This is a genomic window from Streptomyces sp. NPDC028928, from assembly GCF_055564915.1.
Window position 1 is genome coordinate 89,396 of sequence record NZ_JBVHVI010000007.1, and the last position, 24,989, is coordinate 114,384.

At 71.9% G+C, this 24,989-nt stretch carries 27 protein-coding genes; 8 read left to right on the forward strand and 19 right to left on the reverse strand.

What is annotated here, in order from left to right:
- Window positions 1-135 precede the first annotated feature (135 nt).
- The 3 genes from ureG (at window position 136) to ACZ4U1_RS18245 (ending at window position 3,307) form a co-directional block, all read left to right on the forward strand.
- Entirely contained in the window at window positions 136-813 is a 678-nt protein-coding gene (gene ureG / locus ACZ4U1_RS18235; protein WP_467904349.1) for an urease accessory protein UreG, read from the forward strand.
- On the forward strand, window positions 801-1,568 hold the full coding sequence (locus ACZ4U1_RS18240; RefSeq protein WP_467904350.1) for an urease accessory protein UreD: 768 nt from the start codon (window positions 801-803) through the stop codon (window positions 1,566-1,568). The genes ureG and ACZ4U1_RS18240 overlap by 13 nt, the downstream gene beginning before the upstream one ends.
- 143 nt (window positions 1,569-1,711) lie before the next feature.
- Window positions 1,712-3,307 (forward strand): alpha/beta hydrolase, encoded by a 1,596-nt coding sequence (locus ACZ4U1_RS18245; protein WP_467904351.1) that lies wholly within the window; start codon window positions 1,712-1,714, stop codon window positions 3,305-3,307.
- A gap of 63 nt (window positions 3,308-3,370) precedes the next feature.
- Here the strand turns inward: ACZ4U1_RS18245 and ACZ4U1_RS18250 are convergent, their stop codons facing one another.
- Window positions 3,371-4,393: an NAD-dependent epimerase/dehydratase family protein gene (locus ACZ4U1_RS18250; RefSeq protein WP_467904353.1), complete on the reverse strand. Its 1,023-nt coding sequence runs from the start codon at window positions 4,391-4,393 to the stop codon at window positions 3,371-3,373.
- A 57-nt stretch (window positions 4,394-4,450) separates the two neighbouring features.
- Window positions 4,451-5,176 (reverse strand): lysophospholipid acyltransferase family protein, encoded by a 726-nt coding sequence (locus ACZ4U1_RS18255; protein WP_467904354.1) that lies wholly within the window; start codon window positions 5,174-5,176, stop codon window positions 4,451-4,453.
- A 146-nt stretch (window positions 5,177-5,322) separates the two neighbouring features.
- Between ACZ4U1_RS18255 and ACZ4U1_RS18260 the strand changes: the two genes are divergently transcribed.
- Both ACZ4U1_RS18260 and ACZ4U1_RS18265 read left to right on the forward strand, forming a co-directional pair.
- Complete coding sequence (locus ACZ4U1_RS18260; RefSeq protein ID WP_467904355.1) at window positions 5,323-5,724, forward strand: DUF6153 family protein; 402 nt, start codon at window positions 5,323-5,325, stop codon at window positions 5,722-5,724.
- Window positions 5,725-5,854: 130 nt separating this feature from the next.
- The gene (locus ACZ4U1_RS18265; RefSeq protein ID WP_467904356.1) at window positions 5,855-6,505 is read left to right on the forward strand and encodes a DUF305 domain-containing protein; all 651 of its coding nucleotides are present in this window, start codon (window positions 5,855-5,857) and stop codon (window positions 6,503-6,505) included.
- A 67-nt stretch (window positions 6,506-6,572) separates the two neighbouring features.
- On the opposite strand, the gene rocD is transcribed toward ACZ4U1_RS18265, so the two are convergent.
- The 8 genes from rocD to ACZ4U1_RS18305 form a co-directional block, all read right to left on the reverse strand.
- Complete coding sequence (gene rocD / locus ACZ4U1_RS18270) at window positions 6,573-7,790, reverse strand: ornithine--oxo-acid transaminase (RefSeq protein WP_467904357.1); 1,218 nt, start codon at window positions 7,788-7,790, stop codon at window positions 6,573-6,575.
- Window positions 7,790-8,599, reverse strand: a complete 810-nt coding sequence (gene ddaH / locus ACZ4U1_RS18275; protein ID WP_467904359.1) for a dimethylargininase — start codon at window positions 8,597-8,599, stop codon at window positions 7,790-7,792. The genes rocD and ddaH overlap by 1 nt, the downstream gene beginning before the upstream one ends.
- A 153-nt stretch (window positions 8,600-8,752) precedes the next feature.
- Complete coding sequence (locus ACZ4U1_RS18280) at window positions 8,753-9,238, reverse strand: Lrp/AsnC family transcriptional regulator (protein WP_356148706.1); 486 nt, start codon at window positions 9,236-9,238, stop codon at window positions 8,753-8,755.
- A 37-nt stretch (window positions 9,239-9,275) separates the two neighbouring features.
- Entirely contained in the window at window positions 9,276-9,443 is a 168-nt protein-coding gene (locus ACZ4U1_RS18285; RefSeq protein ID WP_189300980.1) for a hypothetical protein, read from the reverse strand.
- Window positions 9,444-9,513: 70 nt separating this feature from the next.
- A complete protein-coding gene (locus ACZ4U1_RS18290) occupies window positions 9,514-10,464 on the reverse strand; it encodes a cytochrome c oxidase assembly protein (protein WP_467904360.1) in 951 nt (316 codons plus the stop codon).
- Window positions 10,465-10,567: 103 nt separating this feature from the next.
- A complete protein-coding gene (locus tag ACZ4U1_RS18295) occupies window positions 10,568-11,593 on the reverse strand; it encodes a 6-phosphofructokinase (protein WP_467904362.1) in 1,026 nt (341 codons plus the stop codon).
- A gap of 227 nt (window positions 11,594-11,820) precedes the next feature.
- On the reverse strand, window positions 11,821-12,549 hold the full coding sequence (locus tag ACZ4U1_RS18300) for a type 1 glutamine amidotransferase (RefSeq protein WP_467904363.1): 729 nt from the start codon (window positions 12,547-12,549) through the stop codon (window positions 11,821-11,823).
- 20 nt (window positions 12,550-12,569) lie between these two features.
- Complete coding sequence (locus ACZ4U1_RS18305; protein WP_467904364.1) at window positions 12,570-13,808, reverse strand: DUF1727 domain-containing protein; 1,239 nt, start codon at window positions 13,806-13,808, stop codon at window positions 12,570-12,572.
- 153 nt (window positions 13,809-13,961) lie between these two features.
- On the opposite strand from ACZ4U1_RS18305, the gene def reads away from it, so the two are divergent.
- Window positions 13,962-14,501 (forward strand): peptide deformylase, encoded by a 540-nt coding sequence (gene def, locus ACZ4U1_RS18310; RefSeq protein ID WP_467904365.1) that lies wholly within the window; start codon window positions 13,962-13,964, stop codon window positions 14,499-14,501.
- 12 nt (window positions 14,502-14,513) lie between these two features.
- On the opposite strand, the gene ACZ4U1_RS18315 is transcribed toward def, so the two are convergent.
- The gene (locus tag ACZ4U1_RS18315; protein ID WP_467904367.1) at window positions 14,514-15,122 is read right to left on the reverse strand and encodes a TetR/AcrR family transcriptional regulator; all 609 of its coding nucleotides are present in this window, start codon (window positions 15,120-15,122) and stop codon (window positions 14,514-14,516) included.
- Window positions 15,123-15,292: 170 nt separating this feature from the next.
- On the opposite strand from ACZ4U1_RS18315, the gene ACZ4U1_RS18320 reads away from it, so the two are divergent.
- Window positions 15,293-16,519, forward strand: a complete 1,227-nt coding sequence (locus tag ACZ4U1_RS18320) for an acyl-CoA dehydrogenase family protein (RefSeq protein WP_467904368.1) — start codon at window positions 15,293-15,295, stop codon at window positions 16,517-16,519.
- A gap of 15 nt (window positions 16,520-16,534) precedes the next feature.
- On the opposite strand, the gene ACZ4U1_RS18325 is transcribed toward ACZ4U1_RS18320, so the two are convergent.
- The 8 genes from ACZ4U1_RS18325 to ACZ4U1_RS18360 all read right to left on the reverse strand — a co-directional run bounded on the left by ACZ4U1_RS18325 (window position 16,535) and on the right by ACZ4U1_RS18360 (window position 24,270).
- Window positions 16,535-17,056, reverse strand: a complete 522-nt coding sequence (locus ACZ4U1_RS18325) for a cupin domain-containing protein (RefSeq protein ID WP_467904369.1) — start codon at window positions 17,054-17,056, stop codon at window positions 16,535-16,537.
- A 7-nt stretch (window positions 17,057-17,063) separates the two neighbouring features.
- Entirely contained in the window at window positions 17,064-18,281 is a 1,218-nt protein-coding gene (locus ACZ4U1_RS18330) for a cytochrome P450 (protein ID WP_467904370.1), read from the reverse strand.
- Complete coding sequence (locus ACZ4U1_RS18335) at window positions 18,281-19,342, reverse strand: type III polyketide synthase (protein ID WP_467904371.1); 1,062 nt, start codon at window positions 19,340-19,342, stop codon at window positions 18,281-18,283. The genes ACZ4U1_RS18330 and ACZ4U1_RS18335 overlap by 1 nt, the downstream gene beginning before the upstream one ends.
- A gap of 174 nt (window positions 19,343-19,516) precedes the next feature.
- Entirely contained in the window at window positions 19,517-19,750 is a 234-nt protein-coding gene (locus ACZ4U1_RS18340) for a DUF6213 family protein (protein ID WP_356148676.1), read from the reverse strand.
- Between the two features lie 26 nt (window positions 19,751-19,776).
- A complete protein-coding gene (locus tag ACZ4U1_RS18345) occupies window positions 19,777-21,162 on the reverse strand; it encodes an NADP-dependent succinic semialdehyde dehydrogenase (RefSeq protein WP_467904373.1) in 1,386 nt (461 codons plus the stop codon).
- Window positions 21,163-21,239: 77 nt separating this feature from the next.
- Window positions 21,240-21,713 carry an NUDIX hydrolase gene (locus ACZ4U1_RS18350; protein WP_467904375.1) on the reverse strand — a complete coding sequence of 158 codons (474 nt, stop codon included), beginning with the start codon at window positions 21,711-21,713 and terminating at the stop codon, window positions 21,240-21,242.
- Entirely contained in the window at window positions 21,710-23,248 is a 1,539-nt protein-coding gene (locus tag ACZ4U1_RS18355; protein WP_467904376.1) for an ATP-dependent DNA ligase, read from the reverse strand. The genes ACZ4U1_RS18350 and ACZ4U1_RS18355 overlap by 4 nt, the downstream gene beginning before the upstream one ends.
- Before the next feature lie 29 nt (window positions 23,249-23,277).
- Window positions 23,278-24,270, reverse strand: coding sequence for an NAD(P)/FAD-dependent oxidoreductase (locus ACZ4U1_RS18360; protein WP_467904377.1), 993 nt, complete (start codon window positions 24,268-24,270; stop codon window positions 23,278-23,280).
- Between the two features lie 65 nt (window positions 24,271-24,335).
- On the opposite strand from ACZ4U1_RS18360, the gene ACZ4U1_RS18365 reads away from it, so the two are divergent.
- A complete protein-coding gene (locus tag ACZ4U1_RS18365) occupies window positions 24,336-24,908 on the forward strand; it encodes a helix-turn-helix domain-containing protein (RefSeq protein ID WP_467904379.1) in 573 nt (190 codons plus the stop codon).
- The last annotated feature ends 81 nt before the right edge of the window (window positions 24,909-24,989 follow it).

Below are 24,989 nucleotides of genomic sequence, written 5' to 3' on the forward strand. Positions count from 1 at the left end.
GAACAGCGCCTGTCCTGCCAGGTCTCCCGGAGACGTAGCCCCGCTAGCCGCCAGACACGTAGCCCCACCCCGCCGCCCCGCTCGGACCAGCACCGGCCCTCGCCGACACCGGGCCACGCGCACAAGGAGCCGCACATGCACCTCGACCACACCCACCCCGGCCCCGCCGCCGTCAGCGCGGACGCGCACCGCCCCGACGGAGCCCGCCGCGCCCTGCGCATCGGACTCGGCGGACCCGTCGGATCGGGCAAGACCGCCACCGTCGCCGCGCTCTGCCGGGCGCTGCGCGACGAGCTGTCCCTCGCGGTCGTCACCAACGACATCTACACCCGCGAGGACGCCGAGTTCCTGCTCCGGGAGGCCGTGCTGCCGCCCGAGCGGATCACCGCCGTCGAGACGGGAGCCTGCCCGCACACCGCGATCCGCGACGACATCTCCGCCAACCTCGAAGCCGTCGAGGACCTGGAGGACGCGGTCGGCCCGCTGGACCTGGTCCTCGTCGAGTCCGGCGGCGACAACCTCACCGCCACCTTCTCCAAGGGCCTCGTGGACGCCCAGATCTTCGTCATCGACGTGGCCGGCGGCGACGACATCCCGCGCAAGGGCGGGCCCGGCGTCACCACCGCCGACCTCCTCGTCGTCAACAAGACCGACCTCGCCCCGTACGTCGGCTCCGACCTCGCCCGGATGGCCGCCGACGCCAAGGCGCAGCGGGCCGGACTCCCCGTGGTCTTCCAGTCGTTGCGCGGCGAGACCGGCGTCTTCGAGGTGGCCGCCTGGGTCCGCGAACGGCTCGCCGCGTGGACGGCGTGACCGTCACCGGGGTCCGGGCGAGCGCCCGGATCGTCGCCCGCGCCGACGGCCGCGGCGGTACGGCCCTGCCCGTCCTGGACGGAGAGGGCCCGCTGGCGCTGCGCCGCACCCGGTCGACCGGACCCGGGGCGAAGGTCATGGTCGTCGGCGCGATGAGCGGGCCGCTCGGCGGTGACCGCTTCTCGCTGTCGGCACGGGTGGAGGAGGGCGCCCGGCTGCACGTCGGCTCGGCCGCCGCCACCCTCGCCCTGCCGGGCCAGACCAAGGGCGAGGCCCGCTACGACGTCCGGCTCGACGTGGCCGACGGCGCCGAACTGCACTGGCTGCCCGAGCAGTTGATCTCCGCCGACGGCAGCGACCTGTACGTCACCACCCGGGCCGAACTCGCCGCCGGCGCCCGTCTCGTCCTGCGCGAGGAGCAGGTCCTGGGACGGGCCGGGGAGCAGCCCGGCCGGCTCACCAGCCGCCTCACCGTGCGCGTCGCGGGCCGGACCGTACTGGACCAGGAGCTGTCCTGCGGCCTGGGCGCACCGGGCGGCTGGGACGGGCCGGCGGTGCTGGCGGGACACCGTGCGGTGGGCCAGCTCGTCGTGGTGGGGCCCGAGTTCACGGATTCCCCGGTGGGGGCGCGGATGTTGGGGGAGAGCGCGGCCCTGATACCGCTGGCCGGACCGGCGGTTCTCGTCAGTGCCGTCGCGCCCGACGCCCTGCGCCTGCGACGGCTCCTGGACGAGGCGCTCACCGGGCTCGGCTGAGGCGAGCGGGCAGTTCGCGGCTCGAACATGATCATCCGGTTATCGGATTGGTAAAGAACACCGGCAAACCCTGTTCTCGGCGCGCTCACAGCCGAGAGGATCCCCGCCTGACAACTCACAGCGAGGTACGGGGAGGGGCCCACTTGAGGGAGAACAGACCGAAGAGCCGTCTGCTGGCACTCGGTTCCGCCGGAGTACTCGTCACCGCCACCCTGATCGCCGGCGCCGTGTCGGCACCGATGGCCGGTGCCGCGAGCCGGCCGGGTCCGGACCGGGAGGCCAAGGGCGCCGAGACAGCCGCCGCCCGCGCCGCCAAGGCCGGCATCAAGTGGCAGGACTGCCCGGCCGACTGGGGGCTGGAGAAGCCCATCCAGTGCGGCTGGGTCAGCGTGCCGCTCGACTACGCCCACCCCTACGGCAAGCAGATCAAGCTCGCCGTGGACCGCATCGGCAACACCGGCACCAAGAAGGAGCGCCAGGGCGCGCTCATCTACAACCCGGGCGGCCCCGGCGGCTCCGGTCTGCGCTTCCCGCGCCGGGTCACCACCAAGAACGCCATCTGGGCGAACGTCGCCAAGGCCTACGACTTCGTCGGCTTCGACCCGCGCGGCGTCGGCCACTCGGCGCCCATCTCCTGCATCGACCCGCAGGAGTTCGTCAAGGCGCCCAAGATGGACCCGGTGCCGGACAGCACGGCCGACAAGAACGCGCAGCGCAAGCTGGCCCGTGAGTACGCGGATGGCTGTGCCGAGCGCAGCGGCGCGATGCTGCCGCACATGACCACGCCGAACACCGCGCGCGACCTGGACGTCATCCGCGCTGCTCTGGGCGAGAAGAAGCTCAACTACCTCGGCGTCTCCTACGGCACCTACCTCGGCGCCGTCTACGGCACCCTCTTCCCGGGCCACCTGCGCCGCATGGTCGTGGACAGCGTGGTCAACCCCTCGCGGGAGAAGATCTGGTACCAGGCCAACCTGGACCAGGACGTCGCCTTCGAGGGGCGCTGGAAGGACTGGCAGGACTGGGTGGCCGCCAACGACGCCGCCTTCCACCTCGGCACCACCCGCGCCGCCGTCCAGGCCAAGTGGCTGGACCTGCGGGCCACCGCGAAGAAGCACCCGATCGGCGGGGTCGTCGGCCCGGCCGAGCTGATCTCCTTCTTCCAGAGCGCTCCGTACTACGACTCCTCGTGGGTGCCGGTCGCCACCGCCTTCAGCAAGTACGTCGCCGGTGACACCCAGGCGCTGGTCGACGCCGCCGCCCCGGACCTGTCGGACACCGCGGGCAACATCTCCGCGGAGAACGGCAACGCCGTCTACACGGCCGTCGAGTGCGCCGACGCCAAGTGGCCCACCAGCTGGCAGCGCTGGGACCGGGACAACACCCGGCTCCACAAGGACTACCCGTTCCTGACCTGGTCCAACGCCTGGATGAACCTGCCGTGCGCCACCTGGTCCGCCAAGCAGCACACCCCGGTCGAGGTCAGGACCCACAAGGGTCTGCCGAAGGTCCTGATCGTGCAGTCCACGCGTGACGCCGCCACCCCGTACGACGGCGCCGTCGAGCTGCACAAGCGCTTCAAGGGCTCCCGCCTGATCACCGAGAAGAACGCGGGCTCCCACGGCGTCACCGGCCTGGTCAACCCCTGCATCAACCAGCGCGTCGACGCCTACCTGCTCGACGGCGCGCTGGACGGCGAGGACGTGACCTGCGCCCCGCACGCCACGCCCAAGCCGTAACCGCACCGGTACGGTGACGAGGGGCGGCCGGACTCTTCCGGCCGCCCCTCTGCCATGCGCCCGTCATGCGCCGCGCCAGGCGTCCTCCGCCGCGTAGTCGAACAGGTCCGGGTAGACCTGGGCGAGCAGCGGGAAGGCCGCCCGCCAGTCCCGCCCCTGCAGCGCGCCGGTCAGCCACTCCACCGTCTCCGGCAGGCTCTCGGCGTACGACACCACCGGCCGGTGGCCCAGCTCCCGCTCGGCGGCGGACATGTCGAACACCACCGGCAGCGGCACCGACCACGGCGTCCGGCCGACGGAACCGGCCGGCGGCCCGTCGAGGTACGCGGTCCGGGTCTCCACCCCCATCACGGCGTCGATCGCCGCGCCGATCCCGGCGACCGTCGGCGCGTCCGCGTCACAGGCGTTGAGCACCCGGGAGGCCGGCCGGGCCGCCGCCAGCCGCACCAGTTCGGCGATGTTCCGGGCACTCGCGGGATGGAACCGGCTCTCGCCCCGGTGGGCCAGCACCCGGTCACGCCGCCCGTCCAGATTCCGCTTCACGAAGTACAGCTCGCGCGGCAACGGGCTGTACGGCCCGTGCACCGCCCCCGCCCGCAGCACCGTGACCGGCAACGCGCCGCCCGACTCCCGGAGTTCATGCTCCAGCGCGGCCTTGCGGGTGCTGTAGGAGGCCTCGCCCGGAGCGACCGTCGGCTGGGTCTCGGGAACCGGCACCGGATAGACCGGGAAGCCGTCCGGCTCGCCCTGCGTGTCGAAGCCGCGCCCCGCGCCGTCCTCGTACACGGAGACGCTGGAGATCACCACCGCCGAGCCGATCCGGCCCGCGAGGCCCGTCAACTGCCGTGCGTGCCCGGCATCGTAGGCGACCACGTCGACCACCAGGTCGCAGCCGTCGCCCACCAGTGAGGCCAGGGCCGTGTCGTCGGCGCGGTCGAGCCGGACCGTCCGCACCCCCTCGTCCCACGCCGCGTCCCGGCCGCCACCGCGCGAGGCGGCCGTCACCGCCCAGCCGTCCCGCGCCAGCGCCGCCACCACCGGCCGCCCGATCTGCCCGCTCGCCCCGATCACCACCGCTGTCCTCATACGGTGAGCCTAGGCATCCGGCCACGGGCGGCGGCGCCCTTCTGCCGACGGCAGAGATCAGGCGAACGGCGCCCGCGGGAACCTGCGCTCGCGCGCCCGCTGTTCCGCCGCCTGCCGCTCCTTGACGACCGCCGCGTACTCGTCGACGTACTCCTGCCCGGACAGCGTCAGGATCGCGTAGATGATCTCGTCGGTGACCGCCCGCAGCACGGCCTTCTCGTTCTCCATGCCGGCATAGCGGGAGAAGTCCAGGGGCTCGCCGAAGCGGATGGTCACCGGGCGGATCCTGGGGACGACCTTGCCGGGCGGCTGGGCCTCGAACGTGCCGATCATCGCGCAGGGCACCACCGGCACCCCGGCCGTGAGGGCCATGACGGCGACCCCGACCTTGCCCTTGTACAGCCGGCCGTCGTGCGAGCGTGTGCCCTCCGGGTAGATGCCGAGCAGTTCCCCCTTGCGCAGCACCCCGAGCCCCTCACGGATCGCGGCCTGCCCCGCCTCCTTGCCCGAGCGGTCCACCGGGATCTGCCCGGCGCTGCGGAAGAAGAACGCGGTCAGCCGGCCCTTGACCCCCGGCCCGGTGAAGTACTCCGCCTTGGCGAGGAAGGTGATGCGACGTTTCAGCATCGCCGGCATCAGGAAGTGGTCGGAGAAGGACAGGTGGTTCCCGGCGATGATCGCCGGGCCCGACGCGGGCACGTGCTCCAGGCCTTCGATCCGGGGACGGAAGACCAGTCTGAGCAACGGCCCCAGGAACACGTACTTGAGCAGGTAGTAGAACACGGCTCGCCCCTCACTCCGCTTCGGCCGGTGTGAGTCATCTGTAACCGCCCGCGGCCCGGGTCATGCTGACCCGGCGCGGGAACACCGGCCCCGGCCCGGTGCGCCCCTGCGCTCCGGCCGCTACCGGCCCCCGTACGATGTCCCCGATGACCGGCACCCGAGCGCACGCCCCGCGACCGCCCCAGCGGCGGCACCGCGCGCTGCTCGTGCTGGCCCTGCTGGCCGGGCTGCTCGGCATGCACGCCCTCGCCCCCGGCGGGGGCACGGGACACGCCGGACACACCCGGGCCGCGTACGGCGCCGTCGCCGTCACCGCGCCGGACGACTGCCCGGACGGCACCGGTCACTGCGGCGGCCACCGGCTGCACCACGCCGACCCCAGCTGCGCCTCGGGCGCGGTGGACGGCGGCCCGCAGCTGCCCGCGCCGGCCCCCGGCCCGGTGACCGCCCCCGCGCCGGCTCCCTGCCCGCGCTCCGGTCCCGTCACGGCACCGGACGGCGCCCGGGCCCCGCCCGATCTGGCCGAACTCCAACTCCTGCGGATCTAGAGGCCGCCCCGGCCGCACGCCCTGCCAGGCGCAGTACGCCCTGCCAGGCGCAGTACGCCCTGCCGTGCGCAGGTGCCGCGGTCGTGCTCACGCGTGCCCGAATCCCTCCACAACAGCAGGAGTTCTCCGCATGACCACCCGTTTCACCCGTTCCGCCCGTTCCCTGACCCGCCGTGCCGCCCTCGCCGCTCTCGCCGTGACCGGTGCCCTCGTCCTGACCGCCTGTGGCAGTGGCGACGGCGACAGCGGCAGCGGTCACAGCGGCCACGGCGCCTCCGCCACCGCCGGCGCCTCCGCGTCGGCCGCCGCGCACAACGCCCAGGACGTCGCCTTCGCGCAGGGCATGATCCCGCACCACCGGCAGGCCCTGGAGATGGCGGAACTCACCGACGACCGGGCCGCCTCGGCCGAGGTGAAGGACCTCGCCTCGCGCATCGAGAAGGCACAGGACCCGGAGATCCGCACCATGACCGGCTGGCTGGAGTCCTGGGGGGAGGAGGTCCCCATGGCCGGCATGGACCACTCCGGCCACTCCGACCACTCCGGGATGCCCGGGATGATGAGCGAGGCCGACATGACGGCCCTGAAGAAGGCCGGCGGCAAGGACTTCGACACCCGGTTCCTGACCCTGATGATCGAGCACCACCAGGGCGCCGTAGCGATGGCCACCACCGAGAAGGACAAGGGCCGCTACGGTGCCGCCACCGCCATGGCGGACGACATCGTCACCGCGCAGAACGCCGAGATCAAGGAGATGAAGAAGCTCCTCGGCCAGAAGTGACGCACGCGGCGGGCGGGAGCCGGTCACACCGCCGGCCCCCGCCCGCCGTCCCTCAGACCGCCGTCCCTCAGACCAGCACCTTCTCCAGGGCGGCCAGCGCGGACCGCAGCTCCTCCGCCGTGATGGTCAGCGGCGGGGCCAGCCGGATCGTGGAGCCATGGGTGTCCTTGACCAGGATCCCCTCGCGCATCAGGCGCTCACTGATCTCGCGGCCGGTGCCGAGCGCCGGGTCGACGTCCACGCCGGCCCACAGCCCGCGCGCGCGGAACCCGGTCACGCCCTTGCCCACCAGCTCGGTCAGGCCGTCCCGCAGGACCACCCCCAGCTCGGCCGCCCGGCGCTGGAACTCACCGGTCTCCAGCAGCTCGACCACGGCCGTGCCGACCGCCGCCGCGAGCGGGTTGCCGCCGAACGTCGAGCCGTGCTCACCCGGGTGCAGCACCCCCAGCACCTCGCGCCGGGCCACCACCGCCGACACCGGCACGATGCCGCCGCCCAGCGCCTTGCCGAGCAGCAGCACGTCCGGGACGACGCCCTCGTGCTCGACGGCGAGGGTACGGCCCGTGCGGCCGAGGCCCGACTGGATCTCGTCCGCGATGAACAGACACCCCTTGCGGCGGGTCAGCTCCCGTACCCCGGCGAGATAACCCTCGTCCGGGATGATCACCCCGGCCTCGCCCTGGACGGGTTCGATCAGCACCGCCGCCGTGGTGTCGTCGACGGCCTCCTCCAGCGCGGCCAGGTCGTTGTACGGCACGACCTTGAAGCCGGGCGTGAAGGGGCCGAAGCCGGCGCGGGCGGTCTCGTCCGTGGAGAAGCTGACGATCGTCGTCGTACGGCCGTGGAAGTTCTCCGCCGCGACCACGATCGTCGCCCGGTCGGCCGGGACGCCCTTCACGTCGTACGCCCACTTGCGGGCCACCTTGATGCCGCTCTCCACCGCCTCCGCGCCGGTGTTCATCGGCAGCACCATGTCCAGGCCGGTCAGCTTCGCGAGCCGCTCGGCGAAGGAGGCCAGCCGGTCGTTGTGGAAGGCGCGGGAGGTGAGGGTGAGCCGGTCGAGCTGGCGGTGGGCCGCCTCGATCAGCGCCGGGTGCCGGTGGCCGAAGTTGAGGGCCGAGTAGCCGGCCAGCATGTCGAGGTAGCGGTTGCCCTCGACGTCCTCCACCCAGGTGCCCTCGGCGCGGGCCACGACCACGGGCAGCGGGTGGTAGTTGTGCGCGAGAACCGGCTCCTCCGCGCGGATCAGGTCGTCGGACGTACGGGTGCGCGCGGGTGCGGTCATCAGCGGATCTCCTGGGTGCAGCACTTGATGCCACCGCCGGCCTTGTGGAACTCGGACAGGTCGACGGGGACGGGGACATAGCCGTGGCCGGCCAGCCGTTCGGCCAGCGCCTCGGCCCGGGGCGCGATGAAGACGTGCCGGCCGTCGGAGACGGAGTTCAGGCCGAACGCCATGGCGTCCTCGCGGGTGGCGAGCACCGCGTCCGGGTACAGGCGCCGCAGCACCTCCCGGCTGCCCGGCGAGAACGCCTCCGGGTAGTAGCAGACGTTGTCGTCGTCGAGGACGAACAGCGCGGTGTCCAGGTGGTAGAAGTACGGGTCCACCAGGGTCAGGCCGATCACCGGGTGGCCGAGGAACTCCTGCGCCTCCCGGTGCGCCTCGCGGGTGGTGCGGAACCCGGTGCCGGCGAGCACGTACCGGCCCGTCCACACTAGGTCGCCCTCGCCCTCGGTCACCGACTCGGGGCGGTACACGTCGTACCCCGCCGCCTTGAACCAGGTGTCGTAGTGCACCGACTCCGGGCGCCGCTCCGGAGCGTGGAACAGCGAGCCGAACACCCGGCCGCCGACGACGAACGCCGCGTTGGCGGCGAACACCATGTCGGGCAGGCCCGGGACCGGCTCGACGGTGTCGACGCTGTGGCCGTGGGCCCGGTAGGCGCGGATCAGCGCCTGCCACTGCTCCTGGGCCAGGTCCACGTCGACCGGCTTGTCGGGATGCATCCAGGGGTTGATCGCGTACTGCACGGCGAAGTGTCTGGGTTCACAGACCAGAAAGCGCCGGGAACGCGGCACACGGCTTTCGGACACAGAGGGTTTCCTCCGCTTTCCTGTGTGTCACTGAGGGATGCCACCACGGTAAGAAGGGAGGAAGACGGACGACAAGCGAGAAAAGCTGCGCAGATGCGCAGCATCGCTGCGTTGTCGGCGCAGGTCACGCACGAGTCCTGCGCGAGACCGGGGTCATTCGGGGGCCGGATGGGTGGCGCCCGCTTCCGGGCTTTCCGGGAGCAGATGGGACAGCACCATCACGCTGATCGTCTTCCGGATGAACGGCTCGGCGCGGATCCGCTCCAGCACCTCCTCGAAGTGCTCCACGTCCCGGGCACGCACGTGCAGCAGTGCGTCGGCGCCGCCGGTGACGGTCATGGCCGCCGCGATCTCCGGATGGTTGCGGACGACCTCCGCCAGCCGCCGGGGCGGGGCCGCGCCCTCGCAGTAGACCTCGACGTACGCCTCGGTGCGCCAGCCCAGCGCCGAGGGCTTGACCGTCGCCGTGAACCCGGTGATCACCCCGGTCTCGCGCAGCCGGTCCACCCGCCGTTTGACCGCGGTGGCGGACAGCCCGATCGCCGCCCCGATCTCGGCGAAGCTGGTGCGGGCGTTCGCCATGAGCGCCGTAATGATCTTGCCGTCGAGGTCGTCGAAGGACGCAGCCCTGCTGTTCATGCGGGCACTGTAATCAGCCAGGCCCGCGAGGGCGGTGCTACGCCTGGGTGACCACCAGGGCGAGGGTCAGCAGACCCAGCACCACCCACCCGAACCACAGCCAGCCGTTGCTGCCCAGCGCGACCGTGTAGGCGGTCACGAGGACCAGCCCGCCGACCGTGAGCGCCCCCATCGTCTTGGTGGAACCGTTCGTGGAACCGGGCATCGCGACACCCTCCTCATGGTCCGTCCCTGACCATGGTGCCCCGGTTCGGGCCCGGAGGGGATAGGTGCGACTAGCCCTCGCGCGCGTTCAGCGAGGCCAGGTAGGCGTTGTACGCCTCCAGCTCCGTGTCGCCGTCCCGGTCGGCGGCCCGGTCCTTGCGCTTGGCCTGCCGCTGCTCGGAGCGGTACCACTGGAACAGCAGGGCGATCAGCACCAGCACGGACGGGATCTCGCTGAACGCCCAGGCGATGCCGCCCGCCGAGCTCTGGTCGGAGAGCGCCTCGACGCCGAGGGAGGCGGGCGGGTTCCTGAAGGTGTCCACCATCGGCGTCGACGCCATCATCAGCGCGATACCGAAGAACGCGTGGAACGGCATGCCCGCGAACAGCTCCAGCATCCGCATCAGGTGACCCGGCCGGTGCGGGCCCGGGTCGACTCCGATGATCGGCCAGAAGAACACGACACCGACCGCGAGGAAGTGCACCATCATCGCGAGGTGCCCGGCCCTGGAGCCCATCAGGAAGTCGAACAGCGGGGTGAAGTACAGGGCGTACAGGCTCGCGATGAACAGCGGGATGGTGAACGCCGGGTGGGTGACGACCCGCATGTACCGGCTGTGCAGCAGCATCAGCAGCAGCTCGCGCGGACCCTTGCGGCCCTTGCCGGCGGTCGGCAGCGCGCGCAGCGCCAGGGTGACCGGGGCGCCGAGCAGGATCAGGATCGGCGACAGCATGCTGATCACCATGTGCTGCACCATGTGCACGCTGAACATGACCATGCCGTAGTCGTTCAGCTTGGTGCACATCACCAGCGCGATGGTGAGCACGCCGACGACGTAGGAGACGGTACGGCTCACCGGCCAGGCGTCCCCGCGCCGCCGCAGCCGTACGACACCCCAGCCGTACAGGCCCAGACCGGCCAGGCAGGCGATGAGGAAGAAGGGGTCCGCCGACCACTCGAGCCCTCGCCCCAGCGTGAACGGCGGCAGATCCATGGTCATGCCGTGCCCGCTGTGATCCATCCGCCGGCTCCTGTTTCGTGGGGGTTGTGCGAGTTGTCCGCCCCCAAGAGTAGAACCGCCCCCGGTCACGGCTGTGACCGGGGGCGGGTTGTTCCCGGGTGGACTACAGGACGCACTCCGCCTCGTCGTACCGCTCCACCGGTACGGTCTTCAGCGTCTCGACCGCCTCCGCCAGCGACACCATCACGATGTCGGTCCCGCGCAGCGCGGTCATCGTGCCGAACTCGCCCCGGTGCACGGCCTCCACCGCGTGCCAGCCGAAACGGGTCGCCAGCACCCGGTCGTACGCGGTCGGCGTACCGCCCCGCTGCACATGCCCGAGGATCACCGGACGGGCCTCCTTGCCGAGCCGGTGCTCCAGCTCGACCGACAGCTGCCGGGCGATCCCGGCGAAGCGCTCGTGGCCGTAGATGTCCTTGCCGCCCTCGTCGAACTCCATGGAGCCGGGCTTCGGCTTGGCGCCCTCCGCGGCGACCACGATGGCGAACCGCTTGCCCGCCTCGAACCGCTCGCCGACCTTGCGCGCCAACTCCTCGATGTCGAAGGGCCGCTCGGGTACGACGACGGCGTGGGCGCCGGCCGCCATGCCGGAGTGGAGCGCGATCCAGCCGGTGTGCCGGCCCATGACCTCCACGATCAGCACGCGCTGGTGGGACTCGGCGGTGGTCTTCAGCCGGTCCAGGGCCTCGGTGGCCACGGTCACCGCGGTGTCGAAGCCGAAGGTGACATCGGTGACGGCGATGTCGTTGTCGATGGTCTTGGGCACGCCCACGATGGGCAGCCCGCTGTCCGACAGCAGCCGGGCCGCCTTCAGCGTGCCCTCACCGCCGATCGGGATGATCGCGTCCAGACCGAGTTCCCGGACATGGCCCTTGGCCCGCTCCACCCCGTCCCGCAGGTGCTCCGGGCGGACCCGGGAGGAGCCGAGGATGGTGCCGCCGCGGGCCAGGATGCCGCCCACGGCGTCCAGGTCGAGCTTGAGGTAGTCGCACTCCAGGAGGCCCTTCCAGCCGTCCCGGAAACCGATGACCTCGTCGCCGTGGTCGGCGACGGCACGGTGCACGACGGACCGGATGACGGCGTTCAGGCCGGGGCAGTCGCCGCCGGACGTGAGGACACCAATGCGCATAGCCCGATATACCTTCTCAACGTGGGCCGGGTAGACCGGACCACGTTGTCCGGCGGATTCCCGGTCACCCTACCGGCGTGAGGGGGTGGCTCCGTAGCGGGCGTCCGCCTGCTGGACGCGCCCGCACATGTGAGCGGACGGACCGTCAGGCGGGCCCGCCACGAGCCTGCCGGACCACGCTGAAATCCCGGTGACACCCGGGTGACGCGCAGCGTCGCGCGGTGGGGTTACGCGGGCTGCTGCGCGGCGGTGATGCGCTCGTCGCGCAGCGCCTCGTACCAGCGGTCGTCGATCGGCGGCAGCGCGTTGACGTCCAGCGCCAGCTTCAGCAGCAGGTCGGCGAGGAGCGGGTTGCGGGCGAGCACCGGCCCGTGCATGTACGTGCCGAAGACGGTCCCGTTGTACGCGCCCTCCGTGCCGTCCCCGGTGCCGTTGCCGTTGCCGACCAGCACCTTCGCGAGGGGCCGGGCGGTGGGGCCGAGGTGGGTGACGCCCTGGTGGTTCTCGAAGCCGGTCAGCTGGGGCAGGCCCAGCTGCGGGTCGATGTCCGCCAGCACGTCGCCGACGCACCGTTCCTTCTCGCCGCGCACCGACACCACGTCGAGCAGGCCGAGGCCCGGCTCGCGCTGGCCGAGGTCGTTGATGAACTCGTGGCCGAGGATCTGGTAGCCGGCGCAGACGGAGAAGACGATCGCGCCGTTCTCCACCGCCCGGTGCAGATGGCCGTCACGGCGCAGCCGCTCGGCGGCGAGCCGCTGCGGACGGTCCTCGCCGCCGCCGATCAGGTAGATGTCGCCGGAGGTCGGGATCGGCTGGTCGCTGCGCACGTCGAGCCGGGCCACGTCCAGGCCGCGCTGCCGGGCCCGGCGCTCCACGACGAGGGCGTTGCCCTGGTCGCCGTAGGTGCTCAGCAGGTCCGGATAGATCCACACCAGCCGTAGTTGGTTGTCGCTCATGGGGTGCTCGCCCTTCCTGTTCAGTTGCCGACGCGGCGGCGCAGGTCCTGGAACGCGGTGTAGTTCGCGATGACCTCGATCCGGCCGGGCGGGCACATCTGCACGGCCTGGTCGAGGTTGTCGCAGACCTGGAAGTGCTGGTTCGCGACCTCCAGGCGGACGGCGAGGTCCAGCTTCCGGTCGCCGATGACGAAGATCGGGTGGCCGGTCAGCCGCGTGTAGTCGACGTCCCACAGCCAGGAGGTGTCGGTGCCGTCGGCGGAGCGGGCGTTCACGGACAGGATCACCGGCGCGGGCGCCGGGTCGATCAGGGAGAACGTCTCCAGCCAGCCGGCCGGGTTCTTGGCGAGCAGCAGCCTGAGGTCGCGGTTCTGGAACTGGACGACGTCGTACCGGCCGGCCACCGCCTGCACCTGGTACATCCGCTCCAGGGCGACCTGCGGCGGCACGCCGAAGACGGCGGCGACCGCCGCCGAGGACGCGGCGTTGGCCTTGTTGGCGCGGCCCGGCAGCTGCAGGTGGATCGGCCAGGCCGAGCCGTGCGGGTCCAGGACGTGGTCCCCGGACAGCGCCCAGGTCGGCGTGGGCCGCCGGAACCCGCACTCGCCGCAGAACCAGTCGTCGCCCGGGCGCTGCATCACGCCACCGCACGACGGGCAGGACCAGGCGTCCTCCTGCCACATCTGCCCGGCCGCGACCCAGACCACGTTCGGGGAGGAGGACGCGGCCCACACCACCAGCGGGTCGTCGCAGTTGGCGACGATCACGGCCTTGGAGCCGGCCAGGCCCTCGCGCCAGTTCTCGGCGAGCATCCGGGTCTCGGCCGCGCGGTCCAGCTGGTCGCGGGAGAGGTTCAGCAGCGCGATGCACTTCGGGGACGTGTCCCGGGCCACACCGGCCAGGTACTTCTCGTCGACCTCGATGACGCCGAACTTCGCGTCCGAGCCGCCCGCCAGCGCCGAGGTGATACCGGCGGGCATGTTGGCGCCGAGCGCGTTCGACACGACCGGGCCCGCGGCGCGCAGCGCCTCGGCGATGAGCCGGGTGGTCGTGGTCTTGCCGTTGGTGGCGGAGACCAGGACGACGTCCAGGTTCTGGGCGAGCCGCCCGAGCAGATCGGGGTCGAGTTTCAGCGCGACCCGGCCACCGATCACCGACCCGCTGCCGCGTCCCGCGGCCCGCGATGCCGCAGCGACCGCCTTGCCCGCGGTCACGGCCAGCTTGGCCCGCGGCGAGAGCGGGTCCGAGTTGCCTGCCATCAGTTCTCGATCCTCCTTGCGTACGCGCCGCCGCCTGGGGCCATCCGGCTACGTGGTGTGAACCTCAGCCTATCGAGATCCATTCGCACACCCGAATCCCGGCCCATGCCTTCGGCGGCGGGCATGAGCGATACGAACCGTACCCTTGCCGCCATGCGACACGGTTCCATTGCGGGCGCCCACGGGCGCGTCCGGCCTCTCACCCTGCTCGGCGACGCGGTGCTGCGCGAGCCCTGCCGGGACGTCACGGACTTCGGCCCCGACCTGGCGGCCCTCGTGGAGGACCTGTTCGCCACGATGTACGCGGCGCAGGGGGTGGGCCTGGCCGCGAACCAAGTCGGGGTGGGCTTGCGGGTGTTCGTGTACGACTGTCCGGACGACGAGGACGTGCGTCATCTCGGTCACATCGTGAACCCGCGCCTGGTCGAGACCGACGGGGTGGTGATCCGGGGCCCGGAGGGCTGCCTGTCCCTGCCGGGTCTGGAGGCGGGGACCGAGCGCTACGACCACGCGGTGGTCGAGGGCTTCACGGTGACCGGCGACCCGGTCACCGTCCACGGCACCGGCTTCTTCGCCCGGTGCCTGCAGCATGAGTGCGACCACCTCGACGGCACGGTGTATGCCGACCGCGTGACGGGATGGCGCAGGCGCAGACTGATGCGGCAGATCGCCCGGGCTTCCTGGCGCCGGTGAGGGGAGCGGCCGTCAGAACCCGGGACCGCCCATCTTGTCCCCGGCCGCCGCGAGCCGACCCCACAACAGGTCGGCGAGGGATCGCACCAACTCGGCCCGGGAACAGGGACGGTCCCCCAGCCACCAGTCACCCGCCGCGTGCATCATGCCGACGATCCCGTGCCCCCACACCCGCGCCAGTTGCTGGCTCTGCGGCCCCAGATCCACCCGCTCCTCGATGACCTGGGCCAGTTCCTCGCCCATCCTGCGCAGCAACGGCACGCTGCTGCCCTCCGCCGGATGCATGAGGAACCGGTACACCTGGGGCCGTGCCTCGATCGCGGCGAGGTACGTGTCCAGCGTGGACTCGACCCGCTCGCGCCGGTCGGCGGGAGCGTCCAGCGCCGCCCGCAGCGATGCCAGCAAGGCGTCGGTGTGCCGCTTGGCCAAGGCTGCGTAAAGGCCGCTCTTGTCACCGAAGTGCCGGTAGAGGATCGGCTTCGTGATGCCCGCCTCCGCCGCGATCGCGTTCATCGACGCCTGCGGGCCGTCGCGCAGCACCACCCGGTCGGCGGCCTCCAGCAGCTCGCGCCGTCGGCGGTCGGCGGACCGCTGCTGATCGGTCCGCTGCGTGGTGTCCATGTGCTCTCCCCACCCGTGCTGATTCGGTGACGCCTGCGCAAACTAACACTGACTGTGCCCCTGACATCGAACGGGATACCGAGGCGTCATCGACGGTTGACTTTTCCTACCGATCAGTAACACACTCGGGTTACCGCAAGTAACATCGCACCATCGCCATTGGAGGGGACATGGCCGAGTTCACCATGGAGCTGAACGACGAACAGAAGGAAGTGCGCGACTGGCTCCATGGCTTCGCCGCGGACGTGATCCGCCCCGCGGCGGCGGAGTGGGACGAACGCGAGGAGACTCCCTGGCCGGTCATCCAGGAGGCCGCGAAGGTCGGCATCTACTCCCTCGACTTCTACGCGCAGCAGTACTTCGACCCCACCGGCCTCGGCATCCCGATGGCCATGGAGGAGCTGTTCTGGGGCGACGCGGGCATCGCCCTCTCCATTGTGGGCACCGGCCTCGCCGCCGTGGGCGTGCTCGCCAACGGAACCGAGGAACAGATCGGCACCTGGATCCCGCAGATGTACGGCGACCAGAACGACGTCAAGGTCGCCGCGTTCTGCTCCTCCGAGCCCGACGCCGGCTCCGACGTCGCCTCCATGCGCACGCGTGCCGTGTACGACGAGGCCAAGGACGAGTGGGTGATCAACGGCACCAAGACCTGGGCGACCAACGGCGGCATCGCGAACGTCCACGTCGTCGTCGCCGTGGTCGACCCGGAGCTGGGCTCCAAGGGCCACGCCTCCTTCATCGTTCCGCCGGGTACGGCCGGCCTCGCCCAGGGCCAGAAGTTCAAGAAGCACGGCATCCGCGCCTCGCACACCGCCGAGGTCATCCTCGACAACGTCCGGGTGCCCGGCTCCTGCCTGCTCGGCGGCAAGGAGAAGCTGGACGAGCGGCTCGCCCGCGCCCGGGAGAAGGCGAAGGCCGGCGGCGAGCGCGTGAAGAACGCGGCCATGGCCACGTTCGAGGCGTCCCGCCCGGCGGTCGGCGCCATGGCGGTCGGCACCGCCCGCGCCGCCTACGAGGTCGCCCTCGACTACGCCAGGACCCGGGAGCAGTTCGGCCGCCCGATCATCGACAACCAGGGCGTGGCCTTCCAGCTGGCGGACATGCGCACCCGGATCGACGCCGCCCGCCTGCTGGTGTGGCGCGCCTCCTGGATGGCGATCAACGGCAAGCCGTTCACCGCGGCCGAGGGCTCCATGTCGAAGCTGTTCGCCAGCGAGACCGCCAAGAAGGTCACGGCCCAGGCGATCCAGATCCTCGGCGGCAACGGGTACACCCGCGAGTACCCGGTGGAGCGTATGCACCGGGATGCCGCGATCTACACCATCTTCGAGGGGACGAGCGAGATCCAGCGGCTCGTCATCGCCCGCACCCTGGCCGGGATGCCGATCCGCTAGGGCAGGCCCTGGCACTCACCGGTGCCTCAGCGGTGTGAGCTGCTCGATGTCGTACTTCGCCCGCAGGGCCTCGATGGCCCCCTGGTCCGGAGGGCCGCCCCCGGCGAGGATCTCCAGCAGCTCCTCGAAGTACCGCTCGTGATCCGGCGGCGGGGACGCCTGGAAGAACATCCTCGCCGGTGTCTCCGTCGGGTTCGCGAAGGCGTGGGGACAGCCCGGTGGTACGACGATGACCGTGCCCGGTGTCGCGCGGACCACCCGGCTGCCCGAACGCGACTCCCACTTCTGCCAGTTGTCGGGGGTGCGGATGCGGGGCTCGAAGGCGAGGACGTCCAGCTCGCCGTCGAGGACGTAGAACAACTCCTCGCTGCGCGTGTGCACATGGGCACCCACGTCGAAGCCGGGCGGTACCTCCACCTCGAAGGTGGAGGCCATCCGCGAGTGGGTGCCGGTGACCTTGAACGTCACCCGCTGGGCCGGTGTCTCCACGACCCGGCCCTGCCCCGGCGGCACGTACAGTCCCTCGGTCTCGGTCATGGGCCCCTCACCAGGTCACCGGAAGGGACTCGGGCCCCCGGATCAACGCGCCCCGGTGGAAGGGCACTTGGTCCGGTGGTACGGCCAGCCGCAGGCCCGGCACCCGGTCCAGCAGGGCGTCCATCAGGAGTTCCTCCTCCAGCCGGGCGAGCATGCCGCCGGGGCAGTAGTGCGGGCCGAAGCCGAACGCCACATGCGGGTTCGGGCTGCGGGAGAAGTCGATGGTCTCCGGGTCGGGGAAGACGTCCGGATCACGGTTGGCGGCCAGGTAGGAGACGTAGACCGCGTCGCCCGCGCGGATGCGGACGCCCCCGATCTCCACCTCCTCCAGCGCGATCCGGCACAGGCCGACCGCGTTGCGGTGCGGGATCCAGCGCAGGAGTTCCTCGATCGCCCGCCGGCGGATCCCCGGCTCCGCGCGCAGCCGCCGTACCAGGTCGGGGCGGCTCAGCAGCAGGTGGAACATCTGCCCGCTGTTGTTGGTGACCGCCTCGCCGCCGATCTGGAGCAGCACGGCGACGCCGACGGCCTCCTCCAGCGTGACCTCGCCCCGGCCCACGGCGGCGCCGAGCAGCGAGGTGACGTCCTCACCGGTGCTGTGCTCGCGCAGTCCGATCAGGTCGGAGAAGTAGGCGCTCATCTCCCGTTTCGCCGTCTCGCTGACCTCCTTGCCGTGCGCGGAGGACAGGATCAGCTGCGTCCAGGCGTGCATGCCGTGCCGGTCGCGGGCCGGGACGCCCATCAGCTCGCAGATCACCGCGATCGGGAACGGGCCGAGCACCGCACTGGTGAGATCCGCGGGCGGGCCGGCCCGGAGCAGGTCGTCCACCAGCTCGTCCAGCATGCGGCGGGCCTGGGCACGGACCCGCTCCACACCCTTGGCCGTGAAGGCGGCGGCGACCGAGCTGCGCAGCCGGGTGTGGTCGGGCGGGTCGAGGAAGCCGACCGCGCCCCGCTCGGGGATGAAGTGCGGGGCGAGCCGGGTGACCGGTCTGCCCATGACCGCCGCACGGCTGAAGCGGGGATCGTTGACCACCCGGCGGACGTCGTCGTACCGGGTGACCAGCCAGGCCCAGCCCTCGCCGTTGGGCAGCTGGACACGGGTGACCGGGCCCTCGGCCATCAGCTCCGCCAGCACCGGGTCGAACTCCGTCCCCGTGAGGTCGAGCGCCGGCCAGTGCCGGACCGGGGGCAGGGTCTCGGTGAGCGTCGCCTCCTCGATCATCAGGTGTTCCCGTCCTCGTTGACCCAGCGGCCCACCGTCATCTCGGCGGTGATGCCGGGGCCGAACCCGGCGAGCAGACCGCGGGCCCGGTCGTGGGCGCCGCCCTCGTCGAACAGCCGGCGCAGCGCGTCCAGGACGACGGCGCTGGCGATGTTGCCGTACTCGGTGAGCGTGGCCCGGCTGAACCGGAAGGCGTGCGGGTCGACCTCCAGGAACTTGCTGAGGTCGTCCAGTATTCGGGGGCCGCCCGCGTGGATGATGTAGAAGTCCAGGTCGGACGCGTCCCAGCCGTGGCTGCCCGCCAGGTCCTTCAGCGCCGGGGCGAGCGGCTCCATGGTCGCGGGCACCCGCTTGTCCAGCAGGAAGTGGAAACCGGTCGCCCGGACGTCGTAGGCGATCCAGTCCTCGGTCTTGGGGATCAGATAGGAGCCGTTGCGCTCCAGGCTGACGCCCGTGCCGCCGCGCCCGCGCACCACGGCGGCGGCGATGCCGTCGCCGAACAGGCCGTTGGAGAGCAGCGAGCCGACGCCGAGGTCGGTGGGCTGGTAGCACAGCGAGCAGAACTCGCAGGCCACGATCAGCGCGTTGGCGTGCGGGTAGGCCGAGCAGAAGTCGTGCGCCCGGTTGATCGCGGCGCCGCCGGCCGCGCAGCCCAGCTGGGCGATCGGGAGCTGGCGCGTGGTGCTGTCGAAGTCCATCTCGTTGATCAGCCACGCCGTGAGCGACGGCATCATGAAGCCCGTGCACGACACGTAGATGATCACGTCGATGTCGCTGGTGAGCAGCTCCGCGTCGTCCAGGGCGCGCTGGATCACCGCGGGGACGCGGGCCTTCGCCTCGGCCTCGTAGAGCTTGTTGCGCTCCTCGAAGCCCGGGTGCTTCAGGGTCTCCTCGATGGGCTGCACGATGTGCCGTGTCCTGACGCCGGTGTTCTCGATCAGCCTCAGCGCCAGTGGCAGTTGGGGGTGGTCCGCGTGACGGGAGCGCGCCAGCTCCAGCGTCTCCTCCATCGTGATCACGTGCTCCGGGACCGACACCGATGGTCTGCACAAAGTCGCCATGAACCGTCCCTGCTTTCCGCTGTCCGGAAGGTGGTCCACACCTTTTGGGTGCTCCACCCACCGTCACCCGGGAGGACGACGATCTCGCGCTGGATTACTCCGAACCGGGGACCCCCGGGTCAGGCTCGCAGGGCGATTCATGCCCCCGGACGAGGGAAAACGCGGTGCCGGCCGTTACGGCGCCCCACTGCTGTGCGCGATGCACGCCACGTCGATCCGGTCGGCCAGCTTGGCCAGCTCGATGGTCAGCGCGGCGACCGTGTCCTCGTCCAGCCTCTGTTCCCCGGCCTCGACGAGATGCAGCCACCGCGCACCCACGGTCCGCAACAACTTACTCACGTCGGCCGCGGAGACCTGCAGGACACCGCGGTCGTCGACGATCAGAGGCAGGGTCACTTCGCGGTTCACAAAACGGGATGGTAGCCGCGCGGCGCTCACGCACCCTGCCAAACCGTGGTGATGTTGCAGAACTCCCGGATTCCGTGCCCGGACAGCTCACGCCCGTAGCCCGAGCGCTTCACCCCGCCGAACGGGAACGCCGGATGGGAGGCGGTCATCCCGTTGACGTACACGGCGCCGGCCTCCAGGTCCCGCGCGAACCGCTCCACCTCGTTCTCGTCCCGCGTCCACACGTTCGAACTCAGCCCGAACGAGCTGTCGTTGGCGATGAGTACGGCCTCGTCCAGGTCGTCCGCCCGGTACAGCGTGGCGACCGGCCCGAACGCCTCCTCGCGGTGGATGCGCATCTCCCGGGTGATGCCGGCCAGGACGGTCGGCGGGTAGTACCAGCCGGGCCCGTCCGGCCGCTGTCCGCCGCACAGCACCCGGGCCCCGCTCCGCCGGGCGTCGTCCACCAGCTCCTCCAGGTCCGCGCGGCCCTGCTCGCTGGCGAGCGGCCCGATCTCGGTGTCCTCCGCCAGCGGGTCGCCGATCCTGAGGGCCCGCATGCCCGCGACGAACTTCTCGGCGAACGCGTCGTAGACGTCGGTGTGCACGATGAACCGTTTGGCGGCGATGCAGGACTGCCCGTTGTTCTGCACCCGCGCGGTCACCGCGACCTCGGCCGCGCGGTCCAGGTCGGCGGAGGGCATGACGACGTAGGGATCGCTGCCGCCCAGCTCCAGCACCGTCTTCTTGACCATCTCGCCGGCGGTGGACGCGACCGCCCGGCCCGCGGGTTCGCTGCCCGTCAGGGTGGCCGCCTTCACGCGTTCGTCGCGCAGGATGTCGTCCACCGCGCCGGAGCCGATCAGCAGCGTCTGGAAGCAGCCCTCCGGGAAGCCCGCCCGGTGGAACAGGTCCTCCAGGTAGAGCGCGGTCTGGGGGACGTTGGAGGCGTGCTTGAGCAGGCCCACGTTGCCCGCCATCAGCGCGGGCGCGGCGAACCGGATCACCTGCCACAGGGGGAAGTTCCACGGCATCACGGCGAGGACCGGGCCGAGCGGCCGGTAGCGGACCCGGACCCGGGAGGCGCCGGAGTCGCTCACATCGGACTCGGCGGGCTCCTCGTCGGCCAGCAGCCCCTCGGCCCGCTCCGCGTACCAGCGCATCGCCTTGGCGCACTTCGCGGCCTCCGCGCGGGCCTGCTTGACCGGCTTGCCCATCTCGGTGGTCATGACCCGGCCGATCTCCTGCCGGTCCTCGTCCAGCAGGTCGGCGGCCTTGTTCAGCAGCTGGGCGCGGTCGGCGAACGACGTCGTCCGGTACGTGCGGAACGTGGCCTCGGCGAGCTGGAGCCGGCGTTCCAGCTCCTCCTCGCCCATCGGCTCGTACGTCTTGAGCGTCTCGCCGTTCGCCGGGTTCACCGTCGCGATGGGCATGGCTGACCTCCCTGGGAGCGGGCTTGTCTCGACCTTCGCGCGCGGCCCGGCAAGTCGCAACGCGACAGGCTCTCGGGTCAGCCCGAGTGCTCCGCCAGCCGGTCGAGAAACGCGGCCTGGGCCGTGACGATCACCGCACGGGCCCGGTCCAGTCCGAACCACGCCACCCGGTCCAGCTCGGGGAACTCCCGCGTCCGGCCCGACCGCGGCGGCCACTCCATGGTGAAGGTCCCGGGGGTGATCGTCTCCGGGTCGAGGTCCGCCGCCACCGCCCACGCCGTGACGATCTTGCCGTTGCGCTGCACGACCTCGCCCAGCGGTACGGCCTCCCCGTCGGGCGGCGCCAGCCCCAGCTCCTCCTGGAACTCCCGCCGGGCCGCCTCCCAGGCCGGCTCCGCCGGGTCGTACTCGCCCTTCGGCACGGTCCAGGCGCCCGCGTCCTTCTTCGCCCAGAGCGGGCCGCCCATATGGCCGAGCAATACCTCCAGCCCCTGATCGGTGTGCCGGAACAACAGCAGTCCCGCGCTGTGCTTCGTCGTCCGCACCGTCACGGCGTGACCTCCGGGTGGGCTGCCAGCAGGGCCTCCACGGTATCGGCCTCCTCGGGGCGCTTGTCCTCGCGGTAGCGGACCACGCGCGCGAAGCGCAGGGTGACGCCGGCCGGGTAGCGGGTGGAGCGCTGGAGCCCGTCGTAGGCGATCTCCACGACCAGTTCGGGGCGGACCCGGACCACCCAGCCGTTGTCCTCGACCGCCAGCTCCTGGAGCCGCTCGGTCTGCCAGGCGAGCATCGCGTCGGTCATGCCCTTGAACGTCTTGCCGAGCATCGCGAAGCCGCCGTCCGGGGTGCGGGCGCCGAGGTGGAGGTTGGACAGCCTGCCGGTGCGGCGGCCGTGACCCCACTCGGCGGCCAGCACCACCAGGTCGAGCGTGTGCACGGGCTTGACCTTCAGCCAGGAGGCGCCGCGCCGGCCCGCGCTGTACGGCGCGTCCAGCGCCTTGACCACCACGCCCTCGTGGCCGCGGGCCAGGGTCTCGGCGAGGAACCGTTCCGCCTCCGGGGTGTCCGCCGGGCCCGCGGCCACCGTGCGCCGCACCCGCATCGGCTCGGGCACCAGCCGGGCCAGCTCCGCGTGCCGCTCGGCGAACGGCAGGTCGAGCAGGTCGCGGCCGTCGACGGAGAGGGCGTCGAAGAAGACGGGGGAGACCGGGACCTCCTCGGCCGCCCGCACCACGTCCGTCCGGGAACCCACCCGGCCGGCCGTCTCCTGGAAGGACCGGGGCCGGCCCGCCGCGTCGAAGGAGATCACCTCCCCGTCCAGGATGAACCGCTCACCCCGCAACTCCCGTGCGGCGGCGGTCACTTCCGGCAGCCGGTCGGTGATGTCGTCCAGCGTGCGGGTGTGCACCCGCACGGTGTCGCCGTCCCGGTGCACCTGGACCCGGATGCCGTCCAGCTTCTCCTCCACCGCACAGGCGCCCAGCTTCTCCACCGCCTCCGCGACCGAGGACGCGCTGTGCGCCAGCATCGGCAGCACCGGGCGGCCCACGGTGAGCCGGAACCGCTCCAGCGCCCCGGGCCCCTCGCCGAGCAGGGCCTGGGCCACCGTCTGCAGCGAGCCCGCGAGCATCACGGCCCGCCGCACGTCCGCCGGGTCCGCGCCGGTCGCCCGGGCGAGGCCCTCCACCGCGACCGCGTCCAGCGCGCCCTGCCGGACCTCGCCGGTGAGCAGACCGAGCAGGAACCGCTGCTCCTCCTCCGTCGCCGCGCCCATCAGCTCGCCGACGATCCGGGCCCGCTCCGCCTGGGAGCCGGGCCCGGACACCTTGCCCAGCTCGGTGAGCCGGGCGTCGACCTCCCGCACGGTGAGGGAGGGCTCGTCGGCCGGCGGCACCCGGCGGCCCAGCACCTTCCAGCCGACGCCGAGCCGGCCCTGCGGCAGGCGTCCGGCCAGATAGGGGATGACGATCGGCACGTCGTCCGCCTCCGCGTCCCGGAACAAGTCCGCGAGCAGCGCGGTCTTGCGGGACCGGGCCGCTGTCGCGGCGACCTCCCGGGACACCTGGGCCAACCGGGTCAGGAGCATGCAGCCATGGTGCACCGGAGCAGCCGGGTCTACACCCGTACGGCAGCGTCGAGGTCGGCCATCAGCAGCTCCCCGTTGATCGCCGCGCCCGCCCGGTAACCCCTGCTCGCCGCGTTCACCACCTGCTCCGCGAAGCCGCTCGCGTTGCCCGCCGCCCACAGGCCGGGCACGCTCGTCAGGCCCCGTTCGTCGATCACCGGGTAGCTGCCGAACGGGGTCTCGCGCAGCTCCGCGCCCAGCCGGACCAGCAGGTCGTTGTTCGGGACGGCGCGCGGGGCGGCGTACAGCACCGCGCGGTGGTGGACCGTTCCTCCCCCGGAGGGGGTGTCCCCGGCGAGCCGGACCCCGGTCAGCCGGTCGTCGGTGATCACGAGTTCCGCCACCTTGCCGGGGACGACCGTGACCCCGGCGGCGGCCAGCCGGCGCAGGTCCTGGTCCGTCAGCTCCCACTCGCTCACCTCGTGCAGGAAGAGACGTACGTCCTTCGACCACTGGGTGACCATCAGGGCCTGGTGCACGCTGAGCGCGGAGGTCGCGAGGACGCCGGTCGGCAGGTCGCGGGCTTCCCAGCCGTGGCAGTACGGGCAGTGCAGCACGTCCCGGCCGAACCGCTCGGCGAGCCCCGGGACCGGCGGCAGCTCGTCCTTCAGCCCGGTCGCGACCACCAGCTGCCGGGCCCGTACGGTCCGGCCGCCCGCGAGGACGACCGTGAAGTCACCGTCCCCGGCCCCGTCTCGGTGCGCGTCCCGGGTGGCGTCCACCACCCGGTCCCGGACCCGCTCCACCCCGTACCGGGCGATCTCCTCCCGTCCGACGGCGAGGAACTCGGCCGGGGACATGCCGTCCCGGGACAGATACCCCTGCATGTGCGCGGACGGCGCGTTGCGCGGCTCGCCCGCGTCCACGACCAGGGTGCGGCGCCGGGCCCGGCCCAGGACCAGCGCGGCGGACAGGCCGGCGGCTCCGCCGCCGACGACGACAACCTCGTACCTGGTGTTCTCGGTCACGTTGTTCTCGGTCATGAGGCGACGGTCGCTCGACCGCTGCGGGATTGACAAACGTATTTGCCGTTCCTGCAATAGGGGCCATGAGTACAGACGAGGTACTGGCGGACGTGGGTCCGAGGCTGCGTCGCATCCGCAAGGAGCGGGAGGTGACCCTGGCCGCGCTGTCGGAGGCCACCGGCATCTCCGTGAGCACGCTGTCCCGGCTGGAGTCCGGTCTGCGCAAGCCCAGCCTGGAGCTGCTGCTGCCGATCGCCCAGGCCCACCAGGTGCCGCTGGACGAGCTGGTCGGCGCGCCGCCGGTAGGGGATCCCCGGGTGCGGGCCAAGCCGATCGTGCGGCAGGGGCGGACCCTCTACCCGCTGACCCGCCAGCCGGGCGGCCTCCAGGCCTACAAGGTGATCGAGCCGCAGCGCGCGATGGAGCCCGACCTGCGGACGCACGAGGGGTACGAGTGGCTGTACGTGCTCTCCGGGCGGCTCCGGCTCGTGCTCGGACAGCACGACGTCGTGCTGTCGGCGGGCGAGGCGGCCGAGTTCGACACGCGGGTGCCGCACTGGTTCGGGTCGACGGGGGAGGGGCCGGTGGAGTTCCTCAGCCTGTTCGGGCCGCAGGGGGAGCGGATGCACGTACGGGCGCGGCCGGCCCGCACGTGACCCACGCGACTGTTCCCTGATCGGCAAGCGACCGCTTAGTATGCGATCGACCCCGGTCCGGCGAAGCAGTCGCGTGGAGGC

Excerpts from the sequence above, each read along its gene's own strand:
- ACZ4U1_RS18285 (WP_189300980.1), bottom strand. The coding sequence starts at position 9,443 with ATGCCCGGTTCCACGAACGGTTCCACCAAGACGATGGGGGCGCTCACG.
- ACZ4U1_RS18325 (WP_467904369.1), bottom strand. The coding sequence starts at position 17,056 with ATGACCGAGACCGAGGGACTGTACGTGCCGCCGGGGCAGGGCCGGGTC.
- ACZ4U1_RS18320 (WP_467904368.1), top strand. The coding sequence starts at position 15,293 with ATGGCCGAGTTCACCATGGAGCTGAACGACGAACAGAAGGAAGTGCGC.
- ACZ4U1_RS18360 (WP_467904377.1), bottom strand. The coding sequence starts at position 24,270 with ATGACCGAGAACAACGTGACCGAGAACACCAGGTACGAGGTTGTCGTC.
- ACZ4U1_RS18250 (WP_467904353.1), bottom strand. The coding sequence starts at position 4,393 with ATGAGGACAGCGGTGGTGATCGGGGCGAGCGGGCAGATCGGGCGGCCG.
- ACZ4U1_RS18290 (WP_467904360.1), bottom strand. The coding sequence starts at position 10,464 with ATGGATCACAGCGGGCACGGCATGACCATGGATCTGCCGCCGTTCACG.
- def (WP_467904365.1), top strand. The coding sequence starts at position 13,962 with ATGCGACACGGTTCCATTGCGGGCGCCCACGGGCGCGTCCGGCCTCTC.
- ACZ4U1_RS18345 (WP_467904373.1), bottom strand. The coding sequence starts at position 21,162 with ATGCCCATCGCGACGGTGAACCCGGCGAACGGCGAGACGCTCAAGACG.
- ACZ4U1_RS18300 (WP_467904363.1), bottom strand. The coding sequence starts at position 12,549 with ATGAGCGACAACCAACTACGGCTGGTGTGGATCTATCCGGACCTGCTG.
- rocD (WP_467904357.1), bottom strand. The coding sequence starts at position 7,790 with ATGACCGCACCCGCGCGCACCCGTACGTCCGACGACCTGATCCGCGCG.
- ACZ4U1_RS18295 (WP_467904362.1), bottom strand. The coding sequence starts at position 11,593 with ATGCGCATTGGTGTCCTCACGTCCGGCGGCGACTGCCCCGGCCTGAAC.
- ACZ4U1_RS18355 (WP_467904376.1), bottom strand. The coding sequence starts at position 23,248 with ATGCTCCTGACCCGGTTGGCCCAGGTGTCCCGGGAGGTCGCCGCGACA.
- ACZ4U1_RS18335 (WP_467904371.1), bottom strand. The coding sequence starts at position 19,342 with ATGGCGACTTTGTGCAGACCATCGGTGTCGGTCCCGGAGCACGTGATC.
- ACZ4U1_RS18330 (WP_467904370.1), bottom strand. The coding sequence starts at position 18,281 with ATGATCGAGGAGGCGACGCTCACCGAGACCCTGCCCCCGGTCCGGCAC.
- ACZ4U1_RS18305 (WP_467904364.1), bottom strand. The coding sequence starts at position 13,808 with ATGGCAGGCAACTCGGACCCGCTCTCGCCGCGGGCCAAGCTGGCCGTG.
- ACZ4U1_RS18260 (WP_467904355.1), top strand. The coding sequence starts at position 5,323 with ATGACCGGCACCCGAGCGCACGCCCCGCGACCGCCCCAGCGGCGGCAC.
- ACZ4U1_RS18315 (WP_467904367.1), bottom strand. The coding sequence starts at position 15,122 with ATGGACACCACGCAGCGGACCGATCAGCAGCGGTCCGCCGACCGCCGA.
- ACZ4U1_RS18265 (WP_467904356.1), top strand. The coding sequence starts at position 5,855 with ATGACCACCCGTTTCACCCGTTCCGCCCGTTCCCTGACCCGCCGTGCC.
- ureG (WP_467904349.1), top strand. The coding sequence starts at position 136 with ATGCACCTCGACCACACCCACCCCGGCCCCGCCGCCGTCAGCGCGGAC.
- ACZ4U1_RS18365 (WP_467904379.1), top strand. The coding sequence starts at position 24,336 with ATGAGTACAGACGAGGTACTGGCGGACGTGGGTCCGAGGCTGCGTCGC.
- ACZ4U1_RS18280 (WP_356148706.1), bottom strand. The coding sequence starts at position 9,238 with ATGAACAGCAGGGCTGCGTCCTTCGACGACCTCGACGGCAAGATCATT.